We start from the raw sequence: 20800 nt of genomic DNA, 5'->3' as shown, positions 1-20800 counted from the left end.
GGCAAATGGGAAAGACCCATGACATTTAACCTGCGACACAGCTGCGACACAAAAAGACGACTATAACGATGAATTTAAGTAACTTATTGATTTTACAATGCCGTTGCGCGGAATCGAACCGCGGACCTATTGATTACGAATCAAGTGCTCTACCGACTGAGCTACAACGGCAATCACGCGCAAGTATATACTTGCTAAAGTTGGAGAGGCAAGATAATTACTAGCCTCACAAGGTACACCTTATTTCTCCAGTAGTTTGCTCCTATAAAAAATCTGTTTTGCCTATCAGTTACATGCCAATTCCACAAAGGAATCTCGGTCAGAAAATAATTCTCTGTAAATTACAGAGTCTGTTTGTTTAAAATCAAATCACAAAGAGAAGTTTAGGATTCACACTCATGACATCGAAGTCTCTGTCTTAATAAAAGGCAAATTGGAGTATACAAAATGTCAAATCCTATCAAATTACAATGCCAAAAAGTATTCATTACTCTTGAAAAGGATAAGATAACTCTTTCTCCACAACCAACTGGTAAACAAGCATTTTCTATCCGACATGTAGACGACGATGAAATCCCTGAGATAATTGCCACTGACTATTACCATACATCAGAATTACTCACTGTTGTTCAAAAGATTGCAGCTACCGACAAAAACACGACGATTAACTATCAATTAATTCAGGAAAAAACTGTCATTGACAACGAAGATGACGAGGGCGACGAGAATGAAATTGTAGCGGTTTATACTCAAATACTATCGTTCCCTCAAGTAATCGATAAAGACAAAATTATGCAGCTGCTTCAATTATTTGTGGATTACCAGTTAATTTATGACTATGAAAAAAGGTCTTTATTATCTGACTATGAAAAAGAGCATCCATGCGTAAAAATTCCACAACCAAGTGCAGAGGATTTGTTTCGTCAATCATTAGATCATATTAAAACCCAAACAGAGGCACTAAAAGTAGCAGGCGACACAGCAGCAGCTTCAGTAGCAAAGACCTTACATTTTGAATTAACTCAAGCTTATGACAAATTTAAGGAAGCTAAGCTGAGGATGCCATACATTGGCTCCAGAAAAGAATTAGAACAATCCTATCTTGATTTTCAAAAGAGTTGTGGTAGTGCCGCCACAAAAGCCAAAACCACCTTAGACAACTATTGGAATTGGAAAACCATTTTTCTTAACCTCGGCGTTGCTGTAATGACACTAGGAGTTGGTTATTTAGCATTAGGATTATATAACTGTAAACAAGGCAACTCCCTGATGCTTTTTAAGCCATATGCAGATGGCGCTGTTGAGAAACAACTCCATCTCGAGGAATTACTAAGTAACTCCCGAAAGTTTTGATATAAAAATACGGATTTGTTGGCGTCCAGCGCTCCGGCTCTTATGCACTGAGGAAAAAAGGAAATTCCTGTAGCAAGTTACATAACCTAAGCTAGTCACACTAGTCAGTGAAAATTGGTCAGGGAACCTTGCTACGCCCCCCCTCTTGTCTACCTAATAGAAGGTAACCATTTTGTCACTTAAGTACTATGCTCGTGTAAAATCACACCCAACGTCCAGTCACCGCTCTGATTAACTGCCAGATAATTGACTGGTTCTTGTGGATGGAGGCCGTAACCATCTACCATCAAAGCATAGTAGTAAGCAGGGAATAAACAATAACCATAGAGAAAATCATTGCCTGGGTATAGGTTGCTTAAACTCCCCCAGCGTTGGTGACAGACCTGTGCATCAGCTTGACTCAATAACGATTGGTTAGTGAATTGCTGTCTTCTAAAATTAAATGGTTTGCTTTGTGCAAGCTCTGCCGTGCCACCAAGTACAAACCACTGATCTACCGGATTAGCCTGCATAGTGGGTTGTACAATACTGTTAACATGATGCACACCGATGATTAAAGGAGACACTGCTTCTTTACAGGAATAGGCATCACCTTCTGCAGGTACACCTTTGGGTAACTCATAATCCTCAGCAAAACAAGAGGCCGTATCGAGATATTGATGAGCTACTTCTGTTTGACCCAAACCTAAAAAGCTGTGGACAAATAAAATCAAATGGCGACCATAAAGGTTAAATTCACGAACATCCTTTTTGCTCAATCCTTCCGCAGTTTTCACCGGGAAAATAATTTGCACGGAAGCACCACCCATATCCATCACACCAACTGCTTTTTCCTTAGCTGCATTGCTAAGCACGCCAAGCTGATAGTTCACTGCCAACCAACCAAAAAGACCTTCTTCACTGCCGGTAATGGTTCTGGAGTTACGTAGTTGCCACTCATCATGGTGTGTACTAAACCATTGCTTCAACAAGACATACAATTGATGCTGTTTAGGTTGTGGTAGTAGACGCATACCAGCTGTAGCATAAAAATAGACTTCTAAATTCTCTTCCGGAGCACCACTAAACAAGGTGGTGAGATAAGCATCCATCGTTTCCTTGTTCGCCTCGATGGTGGCAATACCGGGCTTAATTTTTTTGACCATAATTCCCTGATATTAATAGGGGAATTCGTTTGATCAACATCATAGGCATAAATATGTAAGCGTGAACCGGTACTTCCCGCATCAACGACGGCCACACATTCATGGAATTTACAGGCGGTACCCGCATTAACTACAAGCGTAGAAAAATGCAAAATAAAAATAGTTATACGCACCATGAGCAAAAATCCAAGAATAAAATTAGTTAGGAGGATGCTATATTATGTATATTTATTGTCAACAAGTATTGGATAAATACAGAGTGTCGTTACTGATTTTGGCATCCCTTATAACAAGACAAACTAGCACTACTATTATCTTGATACAACTTGATCGTTACCATACCACACTCCGCAGTATTGTAAATTTTCACCTTATTTTTCTGCAAAGTATTAATCGTTTGCTGATGAGGAAAATGATAGCGATTGTCAAAACCAGCTGATATGACTGCATATTGCGGCGCCACCTGTTTAATAAAAGCAGCCGATGAGGAGGTTTTACTACCATGATGTGGCACAACTAAAACAGTTGAGCGTAATTGTTCACCATAAGTATTGAGCAGGTTATCTTCCCCTGCTTTTTCAATGTCTCCAGCCAACAAAATCTTTCCACTCTCATTTCCTATTTGAAGAACGCAAGATGTATTATTTTTCCCTTAAAAACCTTGGCAACCGTGAAAAACGAAAAGAAACACCATCCCATTGCCAGGCTGGATAATGCTGGCAAGTAGTACCCTGTCTATAGAAAGAGACTTTATCGACTAATAGTTCTCCGATTGAGTAATTCGCTTGCAAGGAGAGCAGACCACCGCGATGATCCAAATCAGGGTGACTAATAATGACCTTATCAAGTTTGGTGACTCCCAAGGTGTTAAGATAGGGAATAATAGCCAGCTTTCCCATATCTCCCCCTTTGTAAAATTTTACACCCGTATCATAAATAAGGGTATGCCTGGCGGTATTCACTACAACAGCCAAACCTTGACCTACATCTAAGACGTCAACCCGCGCATCGCCCTCCTTCACACGTGGATAAGCTGGAAAAAGACCGGCAAGTCCCAAGACAAGTGCCGCGGGAAAAATGGCTTTAATGGGTAACAACAGCAGCAAGATCATTGCTGCCATCAATGCCAAAGGCGAAAGCAATTGTGTAAAAGAAAAATCCAGATTGAGCCAAGCAAAAGAATCAATCCATCGCAAATAATAAAGCAACCACTCTATTGCCCAATGAACTGGAATAACCAGGACGGGTAAAGCGAGCCATTGTGTAATCAGCATCGTTATTAAAGCCAGTGGCACAATGACAAAACCTACCCAAGGAATGGCTAATAAATTGGCTGCTACTCCATTCACTGCGCCATAGGAAAACCAATATAAAGTTAGTGGCATCAAGCCTAATAAACAGGCTAATTGTAAGCACAAAACTTGTTTGACTCCCTTAAAAGGCAAACGCTGACTAACTAAAATTAAGATTGCCACAGCGATAAATGACAAATAGAAACCGGGCATTAAGACAGCATGAGGGTCAAAGAGCAAAACAGCAAATAAGGCATAACGCCAAGTTTGCCAGACGGTAAAACGCTGACTTAAGAAATTACGTAAAAAAGAAAAAACAGGCAACTAACGCGCGCTGTGCTGGTGCGGCAAAACCTGCCAACAAAGCGTAAGCAAGCGCCATAAAAAAGCAACAACAGAAGCCACCTGAATTGCTGGCCAATAAAGACAAAGGCGACTGCAGCGCAACCACAACCATTTTATCAACCAATAAGCTAGACCGGCTACCAAACCAATGTGAGAACCAGAGATAACCATTAAATGCGTCGTTCCGGTACGGCGAAATAAATCCCATTGTTGTTTATCAATATTAAACGTTATTCCCAACGTTAATGCTTGTAAAATACCCAACGCATGATCTTTAGGCATGAGCTGCGTCATGGAATCCGCTAAACGATTACGTAAATGAAGTAAAGGTTCTTGATTAGTTCCTTGTTCCAGAAGCTTAGGCTGCAATGGTTTAAGTTTGATGTACCCTGTCCAGCTAATATGGCGTGCATTAAGCGAATGGACATAATCAAAGCTGCCAGGATTCCCTAAATTGGCTGGTTTCCTCAGTTTGGCCTGTAATTGCCAAATTTGTCCAAGTTTAAAAATAGGACAATGTTGGTAGCAGGATAACAAGAGAGTAACTTGCACAGGCTTATTATCCAAACTGGTCGCAGCAAATTGAAATTGTGTTTTACCTGGACTAGTGGCAGGAATAGTGATTACTCTGCCCTCCAGTACTGCCTTGGCAATAATTAACTGTTCAGGCATTCCTCGATCAGCAATCCAGAGTTGATGAAAAAACCCAAAGAATAGCCGCTAAAAACCAAATGATAAGCGACCAATGTGCTCTTAAAAATAAGGCAGCAAAAATTAATGACAAAGGATAGATAGATTTTGAATAAGCAAAAGCTATCCCGGCAAAAAAGGCGAGAATTTCCATATTACATCGATTGGCTTGCTCCAATGATCACTACTTTAGAGCAAATAAAACTAATTCGCAATAATGGTCACCTGTATCGGTATTATGTAATGCAGAAACTTTTCTGGTAAACGCAGAGGCAGGTAGCGATTAGGAAATTCCACACGAACAGCAATTGAAATGCTAGCAATATCAAACAGATTCCAATAGGATAGATCCCATCCAAGGCGAAAGGGATGTTTTGATGATTATCGCAGCTTTAAATGAAAGTAAACATGATACGCGGGTAGCAATTACACCTAATGCAGTAAAACACTATTTGAAACTTGGTCTTGAGGTCTCTTGTGAAGCGGATGCGGGTAAGGCTTCAGGCTTTAGTGATGTTGACTACAAAGAAGCAGGCGCTACCATTGTCGCTGATAGAAAAGTGCTCTTGAAAAAACTAAAATCCTTGTCTGTGTCAGTGAACCTTCCCCTAACGATTTGCAAGGCTTACCCGCTGCATCTTTACTGATTGGTCCTCTTGATAATGAACAAGAAGGCAAGTTATTGACCTGGTGTTGCCAAGAAAAAGTAAGTGCTTTTTCAATGAACCTCATTCCACGTATCAGTCGTGCACAAAGTATGGATAGTTTATCTTCCCAGGCCAATTTAGCCGGTTATCGTGCAGTACTTGAAGGAGTCAACCATTTTAATCGCGCCATCCCCATGATGATGACCGCAGCGGGAATGATTCATCCAGCCAAAATCCTGATCCTGGGTGCAGGGGTTGCAGGCTTGCAAGCCATCGCGACCGCCAAACGTTTGGGTGCTGTCGTTTATGCCTTTGATGTTCGTCGAGCAGCCAAAGAACAAGTAGAAAGTTTAGGCGCTGAATTCATTGAAGTGAGTGAAGAAGACAGCGAGACCAGTGGCGGCTATGCTGGAGAAACCAGTGAAGACTACAAACGCCAACAAGCTGAACTTATTGATCAATACGCCAAGCAATCCGATATCGTCGTTTCTACAGCGTTAATTCCCGGCCGGAAAGCGCCTATTTTGCTCACTAAAAAAACGGTAGAAGAAATGAAACCCGGTTCAGTTATTGTTGATCTGGCAACAGCTCGCGGCGGTAATTGCGAACTGAGCAAACGTGACAAAATCACGAAGCACGGTGAAGTTACTTTGATTGGTTACAGCAACGTAGCCGGTCTTGTCCCGGCAACAGCCAGCGAGTTATATGCGACTAACCTGGTTAATTTGATTCGCCTTTTGCTGTCATCTACACCACCTGAACTCACTTTTAACAGAGAAGATGAAATCATTAAACAAGCGCTGCTCTGCCATGAGGGTAACTACCTCCCCTTCCACACGGTTAAGGAGTACTAACATGACTGGTATTAATACACTCAGTAATCCCTATATCGCTATCTTGACTATTTTTATTCTAGCTTGTTTTGTAGGCTACTACGTGGTGTGGAAAGTAACTCCTGCCCTGCATACACCCTTGATGTCTGTGACCAATGCAATCTCCAGCATCATTATTCTCGGTGCTTTAATTGCTGCGGGCAGCAAATTAACAGGCACGATTACCTGGCTTGGTGGTATTGGAATTTTTATCACTGCCATCAATATCTTCGGGGGTTTTGTGGTTACTCAACGCATGTTGCTGATGTATAAAAGCTCAAAAAAATAATGCCTTATTAGGATGATAATATGACTTCATTGTTTCCTTTTTTTATCTGATTGCAGCAGTATGCTTTATTTTAGCTCTTAAAGGCTTGGCAAGCCCGTCTTCCGCAAGGCGAGGGAACCTGCTGGGAATTTTTGGAATGGTTCTTGCCATTATTGCTACTCTGATGATGCCTTCTATGAATCATCATTGGTTACTTATCGTACTAATTCTGGCTGGTGGTGTGATCGGTACTTTCATTGCACTTAAAATCCATATGACCGCGATCCCTCAATTAGTAGCTGGCTTCCACTCTTTAGTCGGTTTGGCTGCTGTTCTTGTAGCATTCTGCGCCTTTTTATCGCCTCATTCCTTTAATATAGGTACACCAGGAAATATCGAAACAGCGAGTCTGGTAGAAATGAGCCTCGGCTTAATTATCGGCGCTATCACCTTTTCTGGTTCGATTATCGCATTTTTGAAACTGCAAGGCTGGATGTCAGGGCAACCGGTTCGCTTTCCAGGGCAAAAAGCGCTTAATATCCTCATTGGCTTGGCCATCCTTGGCTTGTTTACCTTTTTATTGTCGCTCAACCCTTCCATACTTTTGTTTACTTGCACTCCTGTCTTTCTTGATTGGCTTTTTGTTAATCATCCCTATTGGTGGTGCTGATATGCCAGTTGTTATTTCCATGCTGAACTCCTATTCTGGATGGGCAGCAGCCGGTATCGGTTTTACGCTGAGCAACCATCTATTGGTCATCACGGGTGCTTTAGTAGGTGCAAGCGGGGCAATTTTGAGTTATATCATGTGTGTAGGCATGAACCGCTCAATTATTAACGTCATTTTTGGTGGTTTAAAAAATGCTGGAGCCGTCAGTAGTAGCTCAGCCCGCCATGAATCACAGCAAGTTAGACAAGCGAATGGCGAGGATGCAGCCTTTTTGCTAAGCAATGCCAAAGATGTGATTATCGTGCCTGGCTATGGCATGGCGGTTGCCCATGCTCAGCATGCCGTAAAAGAGCTGGTCAGTGCACTTGAAGCGCACTCAATTCGAGTTCGCTTTGCTATTCATCCTGTTGCTGGCCGTATGCCCGGGCATATGAATGTGCTCTTGGCAGAAGCCAATATCCCTTACGATAGAGTCTTTGAGCAAAGTGAAATTAATCGTGATTTTGCTACCTGTGATGTAGCCTTTGTTATCGGTGCTAACGACATCACCAATCCTGCCGCCAAGACTGATCCTAACTCACCTATTTACGGAATGCCCGTACTGGAGGTTGAACAAGCTCAAACTGTTTTATTTGTAAAACGCAGTCTTTCACCCGGCTACGCCGGTGTGGAAAATGATTTATTTTTCCGCGACAACACTTACATGCTCTTTGGAGATGCAAAGACCATGACAGAGTCAATTGCCAAAGCCTTGGCTGAAATTTAACCCAAGAGGCAGTCTTAAGACAGACTGCCAATTATCAATCCTGTGAAACTTTTATTCGATCACTTATTTCAATAGTTGTATACCTCTGCGACTCTTGATATAAGCGTTTATAGATGTGGCGTTAAATTGCCATGCCTATGAAATCACGTTATGGTATTTTTGTGTGTCATTTAGGAGACAATTTTTATGCTGCGAAAAATCGGTTGTAGTTTACTATGTGCCGGTGCACTATTTAGCGCAAAAACCCTAGCAGTAAACACTACTTTTACTACTTCACCTGGTGTCAGTATTGAATATCAATTAGCTCCCAATGAACCCGTAATCTTCGCAAACTCTTGGTTTTGGACAATTACAGCTATTTGCACGACCCACATTGAGGGCCCTCACACTGAGCTGTATGCAGAAATGATTAATAAAAAGCAAAAATAAATGGTAAACTTTTAGAAAAAGGAGCCAAAGAGTCCATGGTTATTCATCATGGGGAAAAGATAACTATTAGTGCCGACTCTGGCGCGAAAGTAAAACTAGTTAACCAAGGTTCATACCTGGTCAAAGCACATTGTTCTACCTAAACTTTAAACCATAAAAAAGGGGAGTTTGATACTCCCCTTTTTATTAAATACGATCTTAGAATATACCGAACCTGGATGTTGACTCTTGCTCAGGGTAGATACTCTTACTGAAATCACGCAAACCTTTTTCATCAAAAGCTGCATCAACAACCTCTTCCACCTGCTCCACACTTAAAATCGCAGCGGGCTCTTGAGCCAAATCGATCTTCGAATGATGAGAATCAACTATTTGTTGATGGAAATGACATAAATAATTACGGTAAGAATGCTGTTTGTAACTACTGTACTTGTCGTCAACTACTAAGTGATCAATTGACGATCCGATAGCCTGCGAAAGTCTAGTACATAAATCTGTAATGAAAGCCTCATCAATCTTTTGTTGGCTATTAGAGCCTGCTCTACATGGTGCTTTAGCATCGCTATTAAATGAGCCTGCCAGTCTGTCATGACTAACTTCGCATGCTTTTTGCCGTTCTCATTATGAGAAAAAATCGGGTAGCTTCGTATCGACCCGCATTATCAGCATAGGCTTTTTCGTAATTCAATCCTTGCTTGATAATGTTCGAAAAATTGACCAGCACATTGTGTAGTTTTTAACCTTTGGAAGAGCAAGGCCACCTACTTTCATTACATCCTCAGTTAGTAATGTATCTACTAACTCTGGGCTTTTTAAACCCACCAAAGCAGACGTTACTCCCTTCACAACCTGAAAACGCTGTGTAAGTGCAGAAATTTTTTCATTACGCTCGTCTACATTGTTTTTCAGGTCTATAATTTCTTTGTCTCTTGCTTCAACAGTTTCTTGTGCTTCTGCCAATTGAGATTTGGTCTCTTCAAGCTCTTCCTGTAATTGCTCAAAAGCAGCGGTAGATGGCGACGCTAAATAATTGCGAATCAGTTGGAAAAATCCCCCTGACTGATGCTCAATTTCCATCATACCAAGAGTAACTGCACTTTGCTCAATGACTACAAAATCATCTTCGTCAACAATCCCACTTTCTTCTACATCGTGGGCTTGCCGCACCATTGTCTCGATCATGTCGTCGATAATTTGTTTACGGCGTCTAAGTAATGCGATTAATCCGCTTTTATTCGGATCAGAAGACGCTTCTGCTTTTTTAGCAGATGCTCATATTCCTCAGAAATATCGCACTGCTTAATTAAAATTAGCTCAGCCTGTCTATTCAATTCAGATTGTTGTGCTCTAGTAATTGCTTTCTGAAAGTGACTTTTTGCCTGACTAAAATCAGCACCAAATAAAGCCTCGCCACGAGTAACAACTTCTTCAGCTTCAATACTTCGCTCTTCCAAAGCATTAAAACGATCGAAAGGAATCCTTGCGAAGGTAGAGGCAATATTATGAGCTAATGCGACAATGCCATGTCTTAATCCATCAAGAAAATCTTTGTTATAATAGATTTTTTCCCATTGCCTTCTGACCTCTTGAAACCAACTTTTGTCTTCTTGGCGAGCGCGATAAACCTTGCTGCAATCAGAATCAAAACGTTCTGCACAAGCTTGCAACTCCCCTCTAACACGGTGCATCTCTTTCAGATAAGGATCAACGAGGTAAAGAAAATCATTTAAGTAAGTGATTTGATTGGTTTTTGTAAATTTGAAAAGCTTATCTAACTCAGACTTCAAAACCTGTAATCGATCGCGTAATTGCAGCAAACGAACAAAATTTTCCTTCTGACCTTCATCAAAGTGCTTTAATAAAAAGGAATTATCTTCCGCAGCACTTAAATCATAAGTCAATCCGTGATAGAGCTCTTCATAACCACCCTCTTCTCTATATTTGTCATAGGGCTTACGATACAACTCCATAACTAGAGGATTCTCTAAAACGTTTTTTTGCTTAAGGGTGAGAGTTATATCGTCTACTCTATCATAGTAACTACGTAGTTGATCGGCAGTAATTCCTTCCTGTCCTGTAACCAGAGGTAACGTATATTGATCCACTCGAAGTAGTATCGCCTCCATAGTGCCAATTGTCTTTCCGACTTCTAAAAACAGCTTTTCAATGGCATCTTCTTCTTGCGCAGGCTGCTTCTGATGAGCGATACAAATGTTATCAAGAGCAGTAATACAACTAAGCGTCTCGCCATCTACACTTGAGGTCTTCTGTATTTCACCATTTTTCATTAACTCAGCAGCGAAATTATAAATTCTTAGGCGATATTTATTCTGCTCTTCCTCAGGAAGAGTCATTGCCTTTTGGCAAAGATGGGCAATCAATATCATGGCAAAGACTTTGCCATGAGAAATGTCTGTCAAATCAGCACGACCAAAATAACGTGTTTGATTATCAGTGATGTATTGGTAGCAAGTATTGTAAACAAAATTAAAGAACTCACAGTTTCTTTTAACTGCTTTTTCAGGACCGCTCTCTGAAATACGTCGGTAAACATCAGAAAGGCCGCCCGCTTTAGGATGATCCAAGCCATCAATAAAGCACTCTTTATTCGTTATTCCAAAGGTATAAAGCCATCCTTGAGGAGCATCATTGATCATGATGCTTGAACTCATGCTAACCATGGCACGCTCATGATCATAAAGTCCTAAGATACTTCTGATAAAGGGAGTTTCTCTAAATTTAATCTTAGCCATGTTTACACCTGAAAATGTCTACAGCAATGCTGCTAATACTAGTTGCGCAACCTTAAGGGATTATTAAGGAAGGCACGTAAAATTCATATTCCGTTAATAAAAGTTCCAAATTACCGCGCTAGATTATCATATGATCAATTAATGTTCACGCGTTGCCGAAAAATGAATTTTCGGATAGCGTTCTTGCGCCATCGTCAGATTAACTTTGGTAGGCGCCAAATACATCAGCGAATCGCTGCCATCCAGTGCCAGGTAATCATGAGCCTTCGCGCGAAACTCAGCCATCGCTTTGTCATCGTCGCTGTAAACCCAGCGAGCACAGCTCACATTCACCGCCTCATAAACACAATCCACTTTATATTCATGCTTTAAACGATGCGCTACCACATCGAATTGGAGAACCCCTACAGCACCCAAAATTAATTGATTGGAGTTTAACGGGCGAAATATCTGAGTTGCCCCCTCTTCCGACAATTCAATCAAACCTTTAAGCAAAGCCTTACTTTTTAAAGGATCTTTAAGGCGTACCAAGCGGAATAATTCAGGGGCAAAATTAGGAATACCTGTAAATTTCAACATTTCGCCTTGACTGAAGGTGTCGCCAATACGAATCGTTCCATGGTTGTGCAAACCGATAATATCACCTGCCATCGCCAATTCTGCATGACTACGGTCACCAGCCATAAAGGTCAATGCATTAGCAATTTGCACCTCTTTACCGATGCGTAAGTGGCTTAACTTCATTCCCTTTTTAAAGGTTCCAGAGCAAATACGTAAAAAGGCAATGCGGTCACGGTGTTTAGGATCCATATTAGCCTGAATTTTAAATACAAAGCCTGTGAAAGGTTCTTCTTGAGGCTCAACCACCCGCTCAACTGTCTGACGCGGCATAGGACCCGGGGCATATTTGGCAAAATCATCCAACAATTCTTTAATACCAAAATTATTAATCGCTGAACCAAAATAGACTGGTGTCATTTTTCCGGCTAAATAATCAGCCAGATTAAATTCGTGAGAAGCCCCTTTGACCAATTCAATTTCATCCCGCAATTCTTGTGCCGTTTGCCCCAAGAGTTGATCGAGCTGCGGGTTATCTAAACCTTTAATCTGCATGGCATCTTGCTTTTGCGTATTTTTACCTGGCTCATAAAGATAAATGGTATCCTGATAAAGATGGTAGATACCCTTAAAACGCTTACCCATTCCCACCGGCCAAGTTACAGGAGCACATTGAATACCCAAAACGGTTTCTACTTCATCAAGCAAACTGATTGGCTCTCGTCCTTCACGGTCCAACTTATTGATAAAGGTCATAATGGGAGTATCACGCAAACGGCAAACTTCCATTAATTTAACTGTTCTCTCTTCTACCCCTTTCGCCACGTCAATAACCATCAGTGCTGAGTCAACCGCAGTCAATGTACGGTAGGTATCTTCGGAAAAGTCTTCGTGGCCTGGTGTATCCAGCAAATTCATCACATGCTGGTTGTGTACAAACTGCATGACTGATGTGGTAATGGAAATACCTCGTTCTTTTTCCATCTCCATCCAGTCAGAAGTCGCGTGTCTATCGGCTTTGCGTCCTTTTACAGTTCCAGCCAACTGAATTGCACCTCCGAACAACAACAATTTTTCCGTAACGGTTGTTTTACCGGCATCCGGGTGAGAAATAATGGCGAAAGTCCGCCTTTTGGTAAAATCCTGGTAAAAATCAGACATAAAGAAAACCTGCTACGCATTCGATGTGCGCATTCTAAGTGAAATAACTAAAACAGACAATTTTACCGCATTCAATTACAGAATATTCGCTTGTTTGTTACGAATTAATATTTACTAAAATGTAATTTTAGTCGTGGTCTTACCTTTAATAATTGCTTACGGGCGTGTTTCAACCATAATGCAGGCCAAAAACCATATAAAGTGGCTAAATGATAAAAATACAAACTTCGATAAGTGTAAAGAGCAACCTTTCCACTAATAAAATGTTGGAATTTGGCAAAACTGGTTAAATGCCCATAAGCACCGTAACAAGCGAGAGCAACAATAGAACCTCGATCTCGATATTGAAATTCTTTCTTTGGTTTATGGCCAGAAAATTCAGCATTGAATCTATCTGACAAAAAACTGGCTTGCTGATGAGCCGTTTGCGCTCTTGCAGGCATCGGAAAACCAGTATTAGGATCAACTAAATGTGCACAATCACCTATAGCAAAATAGTCGCATCCAACGTAGTTTGCAGTGTTGGTTTAACTATGAGGCGATTAATAGAATCCGTTTCCAAACCAGCTATTTTATCTAAAAATTGGGCGCTTTTATACCCGCTGCCCAGACGCAGAGATCAGCCGGGATAAATTGACTATTTTCGGTTTGAAGGCCATTAGCTTGTACCTGAATCACTTTCGTATTGATATACACTTTTATTCCGATCGATTGCATCTTCTTACTAACAGAATCAGTAACTCCTTCTGGAAGTCCTGACAGGATACGATTGGAGGATTCAATCAGTGTAATTTGAGCCAGTTTTATCGCTGAGTTATCCAGTTCATATGCTTGAACTTGTGCGAGAGAGTGATGTAATTCTGCTGCAAGCTCCACGCCTGTAGCACCTGCCCCCACAATGACAATATTAAGAGGTTTTGGTGGCGAATTGGGAAAATAATTCATCGATAAAATTTTATTGAGATATTTTTTTGAAACATATTTGCCTGCTCAAGATCATCGATCGTTAAGCAAAATTCACTCACTCCAGGTATACCAAAATTATTAGAGCGGCTCCCTACAGCAAAAATGAGTGAATCATAATGCAGTTTTCTTGCTGGAATAATCTCTTTATCATGCTCATCGAGTAAAGGGGCAATCATGATCGCTTTATTTTCTCTATCCAAATCTATCATTTTTCCTGGCTGAAAATGATAGTAATGGTTAGATGCATGTGCATAGTAATTAATTTGATCAATATTAGAGTCGAGAGAACCTGCGGCCACTTCGTGCAGTAATGGTTTCCATACATGAGTTGATGTTTCATCAACAAGAGTAATATCCGCTTTATGCTTTTTACCCAAATTTTTACCAAGCCGAGTCGCTAACTCCAGTCCTCCCGCACCACCACCTACAATAACAATTTTGTGTTTGATCGGTTCTTGAGGCATCATCTCAACCTTCGCTTTTATAGTAGCTATAAAGATTTATCTTAGTTTAGTTTATCTCGACTCTTTCAAGAAGCTTAAAAGCGAAATGAAAATAATCCAAGTTAGAATTTTAAGAGCATAAAAATGTCTATCGAATCGATTGTGTTTATTGAGAATCCCAGTGAAGAAGATCATGGAGCTATTTACCATGGGATCAACCATTACGCTGCTCAACAAGGTATGGCGAGCACAGGCGGGTATTTTTTGCAGCCTATGATAACGATAACAAAATTATAGCTGCTATTTCTGGCTTCGATAATTTTGGCCCCGCGGAAATTGGCGGTCTATGGGTAGATGAGCGGTACCGTAATCAGGGCTATGGTAAAGCCTTGGTTACCAAAGCCGAAGAATGGGCTAAAAACAAAGGATGTAAAGCAGTTACCGTGTTTACTCTTAAAGATTGGCCGGTTTATACCTGGTATCAAACACTGGGCTTTGTGGTTGAATACGAACGTCCAGGACATGCCAATAACGCCATCGGTTGTTATCTGATTAAGAAAATTTAAATCCATCTAAGTAAAAAAAGCCTTTATATTTGAGGGGTTCTAACCTTTTCATTCGTTATTGGTGGGTTACCCTCAAACAGTCTAAACTGTATTTAGAATAAACGATTCTAAATGCTATGAAAAATTTTAATCAAAGGGTTTTATTAAATCTTTTTTATTCATTCTATTTTTCTTGCAAATAGGCGTTAATGTTTCGTCTTATTTACAGATTCAACGCATGCTTAATGCCAATCAATGGGTATTACATACACAAGAGTTAATCAACGCTATTAATGATTTATGGGGTAATATCCTGGAAATCAACGTACATACGAGAGGCTACGTACTTACAGGCGATCTTAAGTCTGTGCAAGAATTTAACAAAGCCAGTGCAGCGGCTTTAACAAAAGCAAAAAATCTTGAAATGCTCACTAAAGATAATCCACAGCAAATCGAGCGTCTAAACCATTTAAACTCGCTATTAAAAAGACGCATCAATTTCAGTAGTTCAGTTATCGAGATTTACCAGAAAAAGGGGAGGAAGAGGCTGAGGACCTCTTAATCAAGAGTAAAGCGAATCCTAGGGGTCAACTTCAAACTATCATTACTAATATGATTAATACAGAAAAATCCTTATTAAAAACAAGAGACAATTCCCTACAAAGAACCAGTGATATAGCCCTTAGGTACATCAAACTGACCAATACAATTAGTTTTGTCCTGTTTTTTTGTTCCTTGCAATATTTAATATACAATTTTCACGCGTCACTGGACTTAGCCAAAAAAGAAAGCAAGCGGAAGATCAGCTAAACAGTATCATTAGTGGAACAAATGATTCTATCGCCGCAATTGATAAAAATTATAATTTGATCGCGTTTAATCCTTCCTACGCCAAAGATTTTCTACAACTTTTTGGTAAATCGATTTCCCTGGGTGACAATTTAAAGGATCTTTTACAACACCTGCCTAGTGAGCAAACTAATCAGGTTAGTCTATGGGAAGAAGCTCTCAACGATAAAGAATTTACCATTATTGAAGAATTAGGTGATTCAAAACTGAGACGCAATAGCTATGAAATTACTTATAGCCCTATTCATAACGCAGACAACATACTCATTGGTGCCTCACAAATTGCAAGAAATGTGACAAAACGTTTAAAATAGAAAAAGAGATGGCAGTGGCAAATGAGCAACTAACCAAAAACATTGAAGAAACCCGGCAACGAAACCATGCTATTTATTTGCTAAATCAACTAAGCAGTACTTTGCAAATGTGCTTAAGCGTTGAGGAAACCCTGGAACCTATCGCAATTTATGGACAAAAGATCCTACCCACCACTACAGGTAGTTTATATCTAGCTCATCCCTCTAAAAATTATATGGATTGCGTAACAGGTTGGGGAAAACCTGCCGTAGAAGAAAAAATAATTGGTACCGAGCAATGCTGGGCTATCAGGCGTGGGCAAATTTATCATTACTATAATTCTGATCAAAGTATTCCATGTCAGCATGTGAAAACAGTCAAACCCACGCCCTGCTACGTCTGTATACCTCTTCAAGCACAAAATGAAAACATAGGCCTACTATATCTGGAATTTATCAATAGCCAGCAGCTTAGTGAAAAAGAGTTTCGGCAACTCGTGGAGAGCCATGAACAATTAATTATTAGTATTGCCGAATCGATAGCACTATCCCTCTCAAATATTAAATTGCATGCCAGTATAAAAATGCGCTCGATTAGAGATCCACTCACCAATTTATATAATCGCTCCTACCTGGAAGAGTTTTTTGGCAGAGAATTACAACGTGCAAAACGGCAAAGTAGCAAATTAGCGTCCGTCATCATGGATCTTGATCACTTTAAAAAGATCAATGACAGTTATGGGCATGAAGCAGGTGATATTGTCTTGATAGAAGTAGCTAATCTATTAGCACGCAATATTAGAGAAACAGATATTGTTTGCCGCTATGGTGGCGAAGAAATCTTACTCTTGTTAGTCGAAGTTCACAGTGCCGAAGAAGTTTATGAGCGAATCGATCAGCTTCGTCAGGATATTAGTAAATTAGAAATTTCCTTTCAGGGGAAATTACTAGAAAAAATCACAGCGTCTTTTGGCATTGCCATGATGCCTGAGCATGCCGATACTCAAAGCGAATTGATTGAAATCGCTGATCGGGCTCTCTACCAGGCAAAAAAACAAGGTAGAAACAAAGTGATTTATTATAAAAAGGCATAATACCTTCTTGTCAACGCAGGAGAGAGGAGTTTAAATAGCGTGGAGATACCGTGCACCGTGCATAAAGCACGGTAAGTCATTCTCCTGGATTCCGCACTTTATGCGCGGAATCCAGAACGTATCCTGACTAGTTATTCATTGATTAACGAAAGTGCGTCCCCTTTGCAAACAAAGTAATCGTTAACTCTACCTGCACTAACCAAAGCCAAACTTTCGGGCTGCCAGCGCGGTGCTTTATCCTTATCGACCAATAAAGCCCTTACTCCTTCATAAAAATCCGGATCACGCATAAATTGGCCAACCAGGCAATAGTCCATCTTAATGCATTCAGCCATCGACAATTTTTTTGCCTTGTGAATTTGTGCCAGAGTCACCTTGAGACTTAAAGGTGCTTTTTGTTGTAAATGATCTAAAATCTGAAGAGCCCAGTCATCGCCACTTAGCTGCAATGATGCAAAGATTTTTTCTACACTGTCTTGTGCGAAACACTGATCAATAATAGCTTGCTTCTTCTCAAGCACCGCTGGCTCAGCAGGCATAGCAAATTGCTGTAGACAATTAGCAACTGCTTGAGGTGCATTGTGTGATAAATCAGCTGCAATAAGACTTACCAGAACATCTTGCAATTTATCTGAAACAATCACTTGCTTCACTAAACCCAAGGCAAGTGCCTCTTGCGCATTTAAACGATCGCCTGTTAAACCCAGATAAACACCAAAATTGCCTGGACAACGAGCTAGTAAATAACTGGCCGCAATATCAGGAAAAAACCTATGCCGGTCTCAGGCATAGCAAAAACAAATCGTTCACTGGCAATTGGGTAGGAGCCGTGCAAAGAAATGCCAACCCCTCCTCCCATAGTGATTCCATTCATCAAGGAAATATAGGGTTTACTATAGTGGTGAATATAGTGATTTAAACGATATTCATACCAAAAAACTGCATTTGCTCAGGATCTTTGTTAAGTCCTGCATCATAAAGCCAACGTACATCACCTCCAGCACAAAAGGCTTTTTCGCCTTCAGCCTGAACAATCACTGCATGAATATCATCATCGTGCTGCCATAATTGTAGCTGCTGCTGTAAGGCTTTAATCATTTCAAGAGTCAAGGCGTTTAAAGCTTTAGGACGATTTAAAGTCACTAAACCAATATGCCGCTCACGAGCAAAAGCAATATCCGCTGTCATACTAGACTCCTTTGAATTTTGCCTGTCGTTTTGCCAGAAAGGCAGCAACACCTTCTTGTTTATCTTCGCTGGCACAAACCTTGGCAAAATGAACTGCTTCTAAATGCAGTGCATCAGTCAAAGACAAATCATAACCATGATCAATCACCTCCATGACACTGGCGATAGCTAACGGAGCCATTGCTAAAATTCCATTTAGAATTCGTTTGCTTTCCTCTAACAAAATGTCAGGTGCAAAGACCTCACTGACCAATCCCCAATTGAGTGCTGTTTCTGCATTGATAAAACGGCCCGTTAAACACAGGTCTATCGCACGTCCTTTACCTATCAACCTTGCCAGACGTTGTGTTCCGCCATACCCTGGAATAACTCCTAGTTTTACTTCCGGCTGACCGAATTGTGCTGTCGTTGCTGCAACTCGCATCGTAGCTGCGATTGCCAATTCACAACCGCCTCCAAATGCAAAACCATTGATTGCAGCCAAAGAAGGTTTTCCCAACGTTTCTAATTGCCTAAAGACATTTTGTCCGTCACAGGCAAATTGATAACCGCTCTGTGCATTGCATTCTGCCAGACGGGAGATATCAGCACCAGCGCAAAACGCTTTACCAGCACCGGTTAAAAGTAATGCTTTGACTTTGTTGTTTTCTTTTGCCGAGGTGAAAATTTCTGCCAGAGCATGCAAAACCTCGTTGCTCAGAGCATTCAGTTTTTCTGGACGATTTAAAGTCAGGGTTAAGATACCGTTGCTATCTAATTCTTGGGCAATTAAATTCATTTAAAAACTCCTGTTAATCAATAAAATACTCTTCATCCAAGCTCGCTTTAGCAATAATTTCGCGCATAATTTCATTAGTCCCCTCGAGGATTTGATGCACTCTGAGGTCACGGAAAATACGTTCAATCTGATAATCGTGTAAATACCCATAACCGCCATGCAGCTGCATTGCTTTATCACTGATACGAAAAGCAACATCGGTAGCCAATCGCTTAGCCATTGCACAATACATAGGGGCGTGTTGATCTTCTTTATCCAAAGCATCAGCAGCACGATACACCATTAAACGAGCAGCCTCAAAATCCGTTATCATATCAGCAAAATAAAAACGCAACGCTTGCATCTGATTCAACGATTTACCAAATTGCTTACGCTCATATAAGTAGCTTTGAGTTAAACGCAAACAGGCAATTGCTCCCCCTAAAGAACAGGAAGCAATATTAACCCTGCCTCCATTCAATGCAGATAACGCAATTTTAAATCCTATTCCCTCAGCACCGACACGATTCGTCACAGGGACACGACAATCCTCAAAATACACCATGCAGGTAGGTTGACTGCACCACCCCATTTTTCTTTCCAATTTACCAAAGCTCAAGCCAGGTGTATCTTTTTCAATCAATAAACAAGAGATCCCATGATGCGATTCATCACCTGTCCTAACCATACATAGATAGACATCGCTGACACTGCCTCCGGAGATAAAAGCTTTTGCTCCATTCAAAACATAATGATCGCCATCTATGACTGCACGTACTTTTTAATGAAGCAGCATCGGAACCAGCCTCAGGTTCAGTCAAACAATAACTTGCTAAAGCTGCCATGGAAGTTAGACGGGGCCCCCAAATATTACGTAAATGCTCATCGGCATAACGATCAACCAAGGAAGTCACCATATTATGGATAGAAAGATAAGCGCTGGTAGTAATACACCCTGTGGCTAGTTGCTCAAAAATAAGAGCAGCATCTAGCCGTTTGAGATTAGAGCCCCCAATATCTTCAGCAGAGACAATGCCAGCCATACCGAGGCTTGCCGCTTCTCGCAAGATTTCAACTGGAAAAAACTATGTTCATCCCAATTCGCCGCATTGGGCGCTAATTTGTTACGCGCAAATTCTGCAGCCATATCACGAAAAGCCAGATGCTCTTCACTGAATTTAAAATCCATAGCCCATCCTTAGTTAAACGTCAATTCAATTCAAAGATCAAACAATCTTTATGAAGATCAGATAAAGATGTTATTATTGCCAATTTTTGGCGTCCGTGAAATAAAAAACAAGAAAAAATCACATGGAGACCACCACAAATTTTAGTACTAAGCAAGCAAAGGCTACTCATGTCTTAAAAAACTATTTTGGTTTTGACGCTTTTCGCCATCCTCAAGAAGAAATTATCAATGAACTAATTGCTGGTCATGATTTACTTGTACTTATGCCAACCGGTGGTGGAAAATCGCTCTGCTATCAGGTTCCTGCTTTAGTACGCGCAGGAGTTGGGATCGTAGTCTCTCCTCTCATTGCTCTTATGGAGGATCAGGTTGCAGCTCTAAAATTACAGGGAATTCGTGCCGCTTATTATAACTCGTCATTAAGCAGCGAGGAGGCAAGGCAAGTACTGGCGCAATTACATAATAATGAACTTGATTTACTGTATGTTGCTCCGGAGCGCTTGGTAAGCCAGGCCTTTCTTGAGCGC

At 40.8% G+C, this 20800-nt stretch carries 20 protein-coding genes, 1 tRNA gene and 5 pseudogenes; 11 read left to right on the top strand and 15 right to left on the bottom strand.

Annotation, left to right across the window (positions count from 1 at the left end):
* Nucleotides 1-98: 98 nt before the first annotated feature.
* Nucleotides 99-171: transfer RNA gene (locus BN58_RS09030), tRNA-Thr, on the bottom strand.
* 276 nt (nt 172-447) lie between these two features.
* On the opposite strand from BN58_RS09030, the gene BN58_RS09025 reads away from it, so the two are divergent.
* Nucleotides 448-1353: a hypothetical protein gene (locus BN58_RS09025; protein WP_019216542.1), complete on the top strand. Its 906-nt coding sequence runs from the start codon at nt 448-450 to the stop codon at nt 1351-1353.
* Between the two features lie 179 nt (nt 1354-1532).
* Here BN58_RS09025 and BN58_RS23660 read toward each other — a convergent pair whose 3' ends face one another.
* The 4 genes and pseudogenes from BN58_RS23660 to BN58_RS38230 all read right to left on the bottom strand — a co-directional run.
* On the bottom strand, nt 1533-2498 hold the full coding sequence (locus tag BN58_RS23660; RefSeq protein WP_019216541.1) for a hypothetical protein: 966 nt from the start codon (nt 2496-2498) through the stop codon (nt 1533-1535).
* A gap of 265 nt (nt 2499-2763) precedes the next feature.
* Nucleotides 2764-3096 carry a ComEC/Rec2 family competence protein gene (locus BN58_RS28345; protein WP_051131878.1) on the bottom strand — a complete coding sequence of 111 codons (333 nt, stop codon included), beginning with the start codon at nt 3094-3096 and terminating at the stop codon, nt 2764-2766.
* Between the two features lie 43 nt (nt 3097-3139).
* Nucleotides 3140-3610, bottom strand: a complete 471-nt coding sequence (locus BN58_RS38235) for an MBL fold metallo-hydrolase (RefSeq protein ID WP_332247946.1) — start codon at nt 3608-3610, stop codon at nt 3140-3142.
* Nucleotides 3602-4834 (bottom strand): annotated as a pseudogene (locus BN58_RS38230) (ComEC/Rec2 family competence protein); the annotation flags it as partial. The gene BN58_RS38235 and the pseudogene BN58_RS38230, both read right to left, overlap by 9 nt.
* Before the next feature lie 368 nt (nt 4835-5202).
* On the opposite strand from BN58_RS38230, the pseudogene BN58_RS23650 reads away from it, so the two are divergent.
* From BN58_RS23650 to BN58_RS33570, 4 genes and pseudogenes are all read left to right on the top strand, one after another.
* A pseudogene (locus BN58_RS23650) lies at nt 5203-6326 on the top strand (Re/Si-specific NAD(P)(+) transhydrogenase subunit alpha).
* A gap of 1 nt (nt 6327) precedes the next feature.
* Nucleotides 6328-6633: a proton-translocating transhydrogenase family protein gene (locus BN58_RS09005; protein ID WP_019216539.1), complete on the top strand. Its 306-nt coding sequence runs from the start codon at nt 6328-6330 to the stop codon at nt 6631-6633.
* Between the two features lie 28 nt (nt 6634-6661).
* Nucleotides 6662-8048: pseudogene (locus tag BN58_RS36945) on the top strand (NAD(P)(+) transhydrogenase (Re/Si-specific) subunit beta).
* A 186-nt stretch (nt 8049-8234) separates the two neighbouring features.
* A complete protein-coding gene (locus BN58_RS33570; protein WP_019216538.1) occupies nt 8235-8477 on the top strand; it encodes a hypothetical protein in 243 nt (80 codons plus the stop codon).
* Between the two features lie 198 nt (nt 8478-8675).
* Here BN58_RS33570 and BN58_RS30750 read toward each other — a convergent pair whose 3' ends face one another.
* The 7 genes from BN58_RS30750 to BN58_RS35960 form a co-directional block, all read right to left on the bottom strand.
* Nucleotides 8676-8819: a hypothetical protein gene (locus tag BN58_RS30750; RefSeq protein WP_019216537.1), complete on the bottom strand. Its 144-nt coding sequence runs from the start codon at nt 8817-8819 to the stop codon at nt 8676-8678.
* Nucleotides 8820-9161: 342 nt separating this feature from the next.
* A complete protein-coding gene (locus tag BN58_RS08985; RefSeq protein ID WP_156812443.1) occupies nt 9162-9659 on the bottom strand; it encodes an Acyl-CoA dehydrogenase C-terminal domain-containing protein in 498 nt (165 codons plus the stop codon).
* 38 nt (nt 9660-9697) lie between these two features.
* Nucleotides 9698-11230, bottom strand: coding sequence for a hypothetical protein (locus BN58_RS08980; protein ID WP_019216535.1), 1533 nt, complete (start codon nt 11228-11230; stop codon nt 9698-9700).
* 138 nt (nt 11231-11368) lie between these two features.
* Entirely contained in the window at nt 11369-12949 is a 1581-nt protein-coding gene (locus BN58_RS08975; protein WP_019216534.1) for a peptide chain release factor 3, read from the bottom strand.
* A gap of 104 nt (nt 12950-13053) precedes the next feature.
* The gene (locus tag BN58_RS33565; protein ID WP_019216533.1) at nt 13054-13392 is read right to left on the bottom strand and encodes an NAD(P)/FAD-dependent oxidoreductase; all 339 of its coding nucleotides are present in this window, start codon (nt 13390-13392) and stop codon (nt 13054-13056) included.
* 133 nt (nt 13393-13525) lie between these two features.
* A complete protein-coding gene (locus tag BN58_RS35965) occupies nt 13526-13894 on the bottom strand; it encodes an FAD-dependent oxidoreductase (RefSeq protein ID WP_019216532.1) in 369 nt (122 codons plus the stop codon).
* Nucleotides 13891-14382, bottom strand: a complete 492-nt coding sequence (locus BN58_RS35960) for an FAD-dependent oxidoreductase (RefSeq protein WP_269570226.1) — start codon at nt 14380-14382, stop codon at nt 13891-13893. Before BN58_RS35960 ends, BN58_RS35965 begins: the two co-directional genes overlap by 4 nt.
* Nucleotides 14383-14502: 120 nt before the next feature.
* Between BN58_RS35960 and BN58_RS30745 the strand changes: the two genes are divergently transcribed.
* The 5 genes from BN58_RS30745 to BN58_RS23630 all read left to right on the top strand — a co-directional run bounded on the left by BN58_RS30745 (nt 14503) and on the right by BN58_RS23630 (nt 17139).
* Nucleotides 14503-14655, top strand: coding sequence for a hypothetical protein (locus BN58_RS30745; protein WP_019216530.1), 153 nt, complete (start codon nt 14503-14505; stop codon nt 14653-14655).
* Complete coding sequence (locus tag BN58_RS29765) at nt 14649-14924, top strand: GNAT family N-acetyltransferase (protein WP_083852155.1); 276 nt, start codon at nt 14649-14651, stop codon at nt 14922-14924. The genes BN58_RS30745 and BN58_RS29765 overlap by 7 nt, the downstream gene beginning before the upstream one ends.
* Before the next feature lie 172 nt (nt 14925-15096).
* Entirely contained in the window at nt 15097-15465 is a 369-nt protein-coding gene (locus BN58_RS08955) for a CHASE3 domain-containing protein (protein ID WP_156812442.1), read from the top strand.
* A gap of 166 nt (nt 15466-15631) precedes the next feature.
* On the top strand, nt 15632-16066 hold the full coding sequence (locus BN58_RS28325) for a PAS domain-containing protein (RefSeq protein WP_019216527.1): 435 nt from the start codon (nt 15632-15634) through the stop codon (nt 16064-16066).
* Nucleotides 16067-16074: 8 nt separating this feature from the next.
* Nucleotides 16075-17139 carry a sensor domain-containing diguanylate cyclase gene (locus tag BN58_RS23630; protein ID WP_019216526.1) on the top strand — a complete coding sequence of 355 codons (1065 nt, stop codon included), beginning with the start codon at nt 16075-16077 and terminating at the stop codon, nt 17137-17139.
* A 131-nt stretch (nt 17140-17270) separates the two neighbouring features.
* Here the strand turns inward: BN58_RS23630 and BN58_RS23625 are convergent.
* The 3 genes and pseudogenes from BN58_RS23625 to BN58_RS36940 all read right to left on the bottom strand — a co-directional run bounded on the left by BN58_RS23625 (nt 17271) and on the right by BN58_RS36940 (nt 20273).
* A pseudogene (locus BN58_RS23625) lies at nt 17271-18327 on the bottom strand (enoyl-CoA hydratase/isomerase family protein).
* Between the two features lies 1 nt (nt 18328).
* A complete protein-coding gene (locus tag BN58_RS08935) occupies nt 18329-19105 on the bottom strand; it encodes an enoyl-CoA hydratase/isomerase family protein (RefSeq protein ID WP_019216524.1) in 777 nt (258 codons plus the stop codon).
* 13 nt (nt 19106-19118) lie between these two features.
* A pseudogene (locus tag BN58_RS36940) lies at nt 19119-20273 on the bottom strand (acyl-CoA dehydrogenase family protein).
* A gap of 122 nt (nt 20274-20395) precedes the next feature.
* On the opposite strand from BN58_RS36940, the gene BN58_RS23615 reads away from it, so the two are divergent.
* Nucleotides 20396-20800: DEAD/DEAH box helicase (locus tag BN58_RS23615; RefSeq protein WP_040916350.1), on the top strand; the 405-nt coding region annotated here is incomplete at its 3' end.

Source organism: Legionella tunisiensis, assembly GCF_000308315.1.
In the GTDB taxonomy this organism is placed as follows: domain Bacteria; phylum Pseudomonadota; class Gammaproteobacteria; order Legionellales; family Legionellaceae; genus Tatlockia; species Tatlockia tunisiensis.
Note: the sequence above shows the minus strand (reverse complement) of the source record. Positions and strands in the feature narration are given on the sequence as shown.